The sequence below is a fragment of the Mycobacterium sp. genome, assembly GCF_039583785.1.
Lineage (GTDB): Bacteria > Actinomycetota > Actinomycetes > Mycobacteriales > Mycobacteriaceae > Mycobacterium.
This window is the reverse complement of the sequence record NZ_JAVKSG010000124.1, coordinates 1-5,277: the sequence shown is the minus strand read 5'-3', so window position 1 is coordinate 5,277 and position 5,277 is coordinate 1. Positions and strand designations below refer to the sequence as shown.

Genomic DNA, 5,277 nt, shown 5'->3' with positions numbered 1-5,277 from the left:
GGTGTATCAACCGAAACCTCTGTGGGTGTGGCGCCCACCGCGTGAGCGATGAGTTCTCGCAGCTCGTCGGCCCAGGCGTCGACGGCGGGTGTGGTGTCTGTTGGGTGAGAGGGAGTTGCCGTCTCCGCCGGAACGGCCGGCCAGATCACGGGCAGTTGCTCTGCCAGGAACATGTCGCGGCAACGGCTGCGCTGAACTTTTCCGCTGGACGTCTTGGGTATCGCACGAGGCGGTATCAGGATGAGCTGCACGGCCTGACCGCATCGTTCCGCAAAACCCGCACGTACCGCCGTCGCGATTTCGTCGAGGTCGGCCGATTGCACGGCGCTGACCTCGTTGACCAAAACAATGGTCGGGTCGTCGGGGTTACCGATCGTGAATGCGGCGCCGCAGCCCGGCCGCAATCGACGATCGCTGTCGTGAGCCGCCCACTCGATGTCTTGCGGGTAAATGTTCTGGCCCCGAACGATGATCAAGTCTTTCAGCCGGCCGGTAACGAAAAGCTGTCCGCCGTCGAGGAAACCGAGATCTCCCGTTCGCAGGAAGGGTCCGCCGCCCTGCTGGGTGAAGGCACGAAACACGCCTTCGGTCTCGGCCTCGCGACCCCAGTAGCCGCGAGCGACGTTCGGCCCGTTGACCCAGATCTCCCCCACTCGCTGGTCTGCGAGTTCAGCGCCGGTGTCGGGATCGACGATCGCAACTCGTTCGCCGGGCCGTTCCGAGCCGCACGACACCAACGAGACCACGTCGACATCGCTAGCGGTGACGGGGTGCGCGAAGCCGCGTTTCAACTCTGCGGGGTCGACGCGCAGTTCTATCGGTTGAGTGCGGGCCACCGTTCCGGTGACCATCAGCGTGGTCTCGGCCAATCCAAAGCACGGATAGAAGGCTTCCGGTCGAAACCCGCACGGGGCAAAGACTTCTGCGAACCGTCTGAGGCCGGCCATCCGGATCGGCTCCGCGGTCACGCAGGCGACTTCCCAGTGGCGTAGATCAAGTTCCTCGAGCTCGCCCGGCGTCACCTTGCGGGTGCATAGCTCGTAGCCGAACGGGGGTGATCCGCTGCCGAACGCGTGGTGCTCTGCGATTGCTTTCAACCAGCGAAGCGGTTTGGCGAGGAAATCCAACGGTGACATCACGATGCAGTTGCCGCCGGTGTACAGCGTCTGAAAGAGGCTCCCGATCAGCCCCATATCGTGATACATCGGCAGCCAGCTGACGATCGTCGGCTCCTCGGGCAGTCGCATACCCGTCGTCAGCCACTCGAGATTCGACAGCAAGTTGGCGTGGGTGACCATCACACCCCTCGGCCGCCGCGTGGATCCGGATGTGTACTGCAGCATGGCGATCTGATCAGGTTCGCTGTCCGGCTCGCGCCAATCGCTCAGGTCGTTACCGAGTGTGTCGCTGACATCGATAATCTCCGGCAGGACCTGACCAGTTGAACGGAGCAACCTCTCGAGCGGCGCGACGGTCAACAGGCAGACCGGTCCCGCGTCGTGGATGACACCGCTCAAGCGCGTTGCGGTTGTGGAGTCCAACGGAGGGGCGACGGGCACCGCGATCACGCCGGCGTAGATGCAGCCGAAGAAGGCGACGAGGAAATCGCCGTTCGGCGGCAACACCAGGACAGCGCGATCTCCGGATCGTGCGACTGCACTCAGGCGTACGGCTAATGTCCGCGCTTGGAGGTCAAGGTCTGCGTAGCTGAGATCACTACCGCTGCCGAGTGTTTCGCCGTCGGTGAGGACCCGAAGGCAGGGCTTGGCCGCCAAGGCGCTCGCCCGCGCTTGTAGTAAGTCGCTGAGTGTCGATATCGACGAATTGACACCGACCAGAGTCATCTGTTCTCCGTCTCCCTGGGCGCAGAACGCGGTCCGGCGCCGGCTTCCTTCGCCGAGACACATGTCATGGCCCCCGCCGCTCGACGAGCGGTTTGGGCATGAATGACCTGCCGCGGGGCTCCGTTCTGCTTGCCGCGAAAACTACTGTGCTGCAACGCTGATGCTGGCCAAACCCCGACTGGACTGTCAACTGTCCGCCTGCACATGCGGGCCGGCGCACTGCGACCGGGCCTTGGCGCCACATCCACTCGATGGGCGGCGGCAGTGTGCAACTGGTGAAGTGGCCTACTTGCACAGCCGCACGAGCCGGCAGCGCCACGACGCGGTCATGCGGATCGATTGAGCAGACTAGACAGCGAGCCGCGGGCCTGATGTGCTTCAGCTTGTCATTGGCGAGATCCGCGGCAGCACTGCATGATTCATTCCCCTACGTGCGGTGTTCTGACCATGTAGAGCTGACGCGGCACTGCTTTGAGAGGGTTCGGCATGGAAGCCATCACCATCGACGAGGTTCAACAACTGGTGCGTCGCGCAATTCGCGGGAAACGCGCCCACGAGGTAGTCATCGACGAAGACTCTCGACTCAGCGACTTGGGGTTGTCGAGCCTGCAGACCGCCGAAGTGGTGTTTTCGTTAGAGGAAAGCCGCGGCGTCGAGTTCGACCCGGCGCGGGCATCGGAGGCCAAAACCGTTGGGCAGCTGATCGCGCTCGGCAATGCCGCCATCGAGGAACGCAGCGCTCGCGCGGGCCTCTAGTGCAGAAAGGACCCTATCGTGGATGGTCGTGAACACTACGGTTTCATCTTAGTTTCCTCAATATTGCCGCTGCTCGGTGTTGTCGGTGCGGCCGCGTTGCTGTGGCACCGGGTTTTCGGCGTCAGCGATCTGATCGCCTTCGTCATCATGTACGTGATCGCCGGCTTGGGCGTGTCCACCGGATACCACCGGTTGCTTGCCCACCACTCCTTCAAGACCTATCGGCCCGTGAAGGTGTTCTTAGCGTCGGCGGGCGCAATTGCCGGTCAAGGTCCGCCGCTGATCTGGACGGCGCATCATCGTCGCCATCACCGCGTCGCCGACAAGCCCGGGGATCCACACAGTCCATACCTCGGCCGAACGGCCGGTCTGCGCGGCGCCCTTTCCGGGTTGTGGCATTCACACCTCGGATGGCTGTTCGACAAAGACCTGTCGTCAGACCCCATTCGATATTGCCCAGACCTGGCGCGCGACAAAGATATCCGCTTCATCTCGCGCTACTTCACCGCCTTCGTGGCCTCCGGCGTGGTGATTCCTGGGCTGATCGGCCTTGCCATCGGTCACACGTGGCAGTCGTTTGCAACCGGGGCGCTGTGGGGCGGGCTGGTTCGGTTCTTCGTCAGCAACCACGTCACCTACGCGGTCAACTCCATCGGTCATTACTTCGGACGGCGCCGGTTCGACACACCCGATGAATCACGCAATGTGGGATGGCTTTCGGTGCTGTCGTTCGGCGAGTCCTGGCACAACAACCATCACGCGTTCCCTCGCGCAGCGTCGCATGGGTTCCGCTGGTGGGAAGTCGATATCAGTGCCATCGTGATTCGGCTGCTGGAAGCAACCGGACTTGCCTGGGACGTGGTATCCATTCCCGCTGATCGCATCGATGACCGCGCCGCAGGTCTTTCCAGAGTCGGCGGGGGCAGGGCTGCGCCCGCGCAGCCTCCTCGCCCATTAGGCGAGCGCTCTCGCGACGTGCCCGTTGCGGTCGGAGCAGGCGATGTCGAGTGACGGCGGCCTATGGGACGTCTTGGCCGACCAACGCTCGCGCCGATCGTCACTGCACTGCTGGAGCGGTCATGGTTACGACGCGACCGCCTGGTCGCAGGTGTATCGCGACAGCGAAAACACTACGGCAGGATTGCGTCGACTCGGGGTGCGTCCCGGTAGCCGTGTCGCCGCCCTGCTGACCAATAACGGATCGACCGTTCGGGGTCTCCTCGGCACCTGGCTCGCCGGCGGCACCGTGGCATCGCTGCCGGCGCCGGCGCGTGGCATGGACGCCACGGAGTACTTCGATCAGCTGAAAATTATTGTCGAACAGCTCGATCCGGTAGCGATCATGCTCGACAGCCCGACGCTGGCAGCCGTGCCCGACGCCATGCGTGCACGCTTGCCGTTTCACGCGTGGGACTCCATTATCGACAGCGGTCGTGTCGATGCCGAACCGCCCGGCGACGACGAGCTGACCTTCATCCAATACTCCTCCGGCAGCACGAGCTCTCCGCGGGGATGCATGCTCACCCCGCGGAGTATCGCCGCGCAGCTGGACATCATCGGCGCCATGATCGACCCGCGCCCGGACGACGTCGCCGTCACCTGGATGCCGCTCTCCCACGACATGGGCTTGTTCGGCACTCTGTTGACCTGCTGGCGTCATGACATCGAGTACTACATGTCCACTCCAGAACGATTCATTGCCTCGCCCGCGACCTGGTTCAACGAGCTGGCGCGATTCGGGGGCACGCTGAGCGCGGGAACAAACACCAGCCTGCACTTGGCAGCTCGGGCCGCTGCACGGTCGACGCGTATCGCGCCGCATGGCTTAAATCGCTTGCGCGACTGCATTATTGGCGCAGAACGGATTGACTGGGAGACATTGCAGCAGGCAACCAACACGCTCAGTGCCTTCGGTTTGAGTCCCACCGCATTTATGCCGGCCTACGGGCTCGCCGAGGCGACCTTGGCGGTGACGGCACTGCCGTCGACGCACCAACCGCAGCGAATCGTCATCGACGTCGACGGTCTTGGCGACGGTGCGGTAAGCGCAGTGCGTGACGACGCCGCCGGGGCACGTTCAATCGTCAGCGTCGGCCTGCCCTGCGAAGGCGTCTCTCTGCCCGGGCTCTCGGCCGACACTGTCACCGAGATCGTGGTGAATTCTCCCAGCCTGGCCAGAGGCTATTGGGCGGATCCAGAAACTACTGCCAGCAGATTCGGCAGCGCAGGCGTCGCCAGCGGCGATCTCGGCTTCACTCGAGACGGCCATCTGTACGTGGTAGGTCGAGGCGATGACGTCATCTCTATCGCCGGCCGCAAAGTCCACGCCCACGATATAGAACGCGCCGTCGAACGTTTTTCTGAGATCCGACCGGGCTGCTCGACCCTGGTCAGTTGGTTAGACGATGGACGCCAACGGATTTCACTGTTGGTCGAGCCGAAGACGTCAGCCGATGAGTATCAGCGTGTCGCCGACGCGGCCGCGAAAGTCGCGATGTCCACGGGAGCCGTGGCCCTCGACGAGTGCGTGTTCCTCGAGCGCGGCCGCCTCCCGAAGACCCCGAGCGGCAAGATCCAGCGTCATCGGTGCCGCTCACTGCGGGAGTCGGGGCGACTGTCTCCGCTGGCTACCATCAGCCTCGCCGAATCTTGAGCCACATACCGCCATTGAGGACAA

General features: G+C 63.5%; 4 protein-coding genes. 3 read left to right on the top strand and 1 reads right to left on the bottom strand.

From position 1 onward, the window contains the following. Window positions 1-1,844, bottom strand: a 1,844-nt coding sequence (locus ABDV69_RS20020; RefSeq protein ID WP_343577491.1) for a fatty acyl-AMP ligase, incomplete at its 3' end; no start/stop codon positions are given. 486 nt (window positions 1,845-2,330) lie between these two features. Here ABDV69_RS20020 and ABDV69_RS20015 point away from each other — a divergent pair. Genes ABDV69_RS20015 through ABDV69_RS20005 form a run of 3 tightly spaced genes read left to right on the top strand, consistent with a single transcriptional unit; the run spans window position 2,331 to window position 5,253 of the window. Further along, a complete protein-coding gene (locus ABDV69_RS20015) occupies window positions 2,331-2,600 on the top strand; it encodes an acyl carrier protein (RefSeq protein WP_343577490.1) in 270 nt (89 codons plus the stop codon). 18 nt (window positions 2,601-2,618) lie between these two features. Beyond that, window positions 2,619-3,611 (top strand): acyl-CoA desaturase, encoded by a 993-nt coding sequence (locus ABDV69_RS20010; RefSeq protein WP_343577488.1) that lies wholly within the window; start codon window positions 2,619-2,621, stop codon window positions 3,609-3,611. After that, window positions 3,601-5,253 carry an AMP-binding protein gene (locus tag ABDV69_RS20005; protein WP_343577486.1) on the top strand — a complete coding sequence of 551 codons (1,653 nt, stop codon included), beginning with the start codon at window positions 3,601-3,603 and terminating at the stop codon, window positions 5,251-5,253. Before ABDV69_RS20010 ends, ABDV69_RS20005 begins: the two co-directional genes overlap by 11 nt. Window positions 5,254-5,277 lie beyond the last annotated feature (24 nt).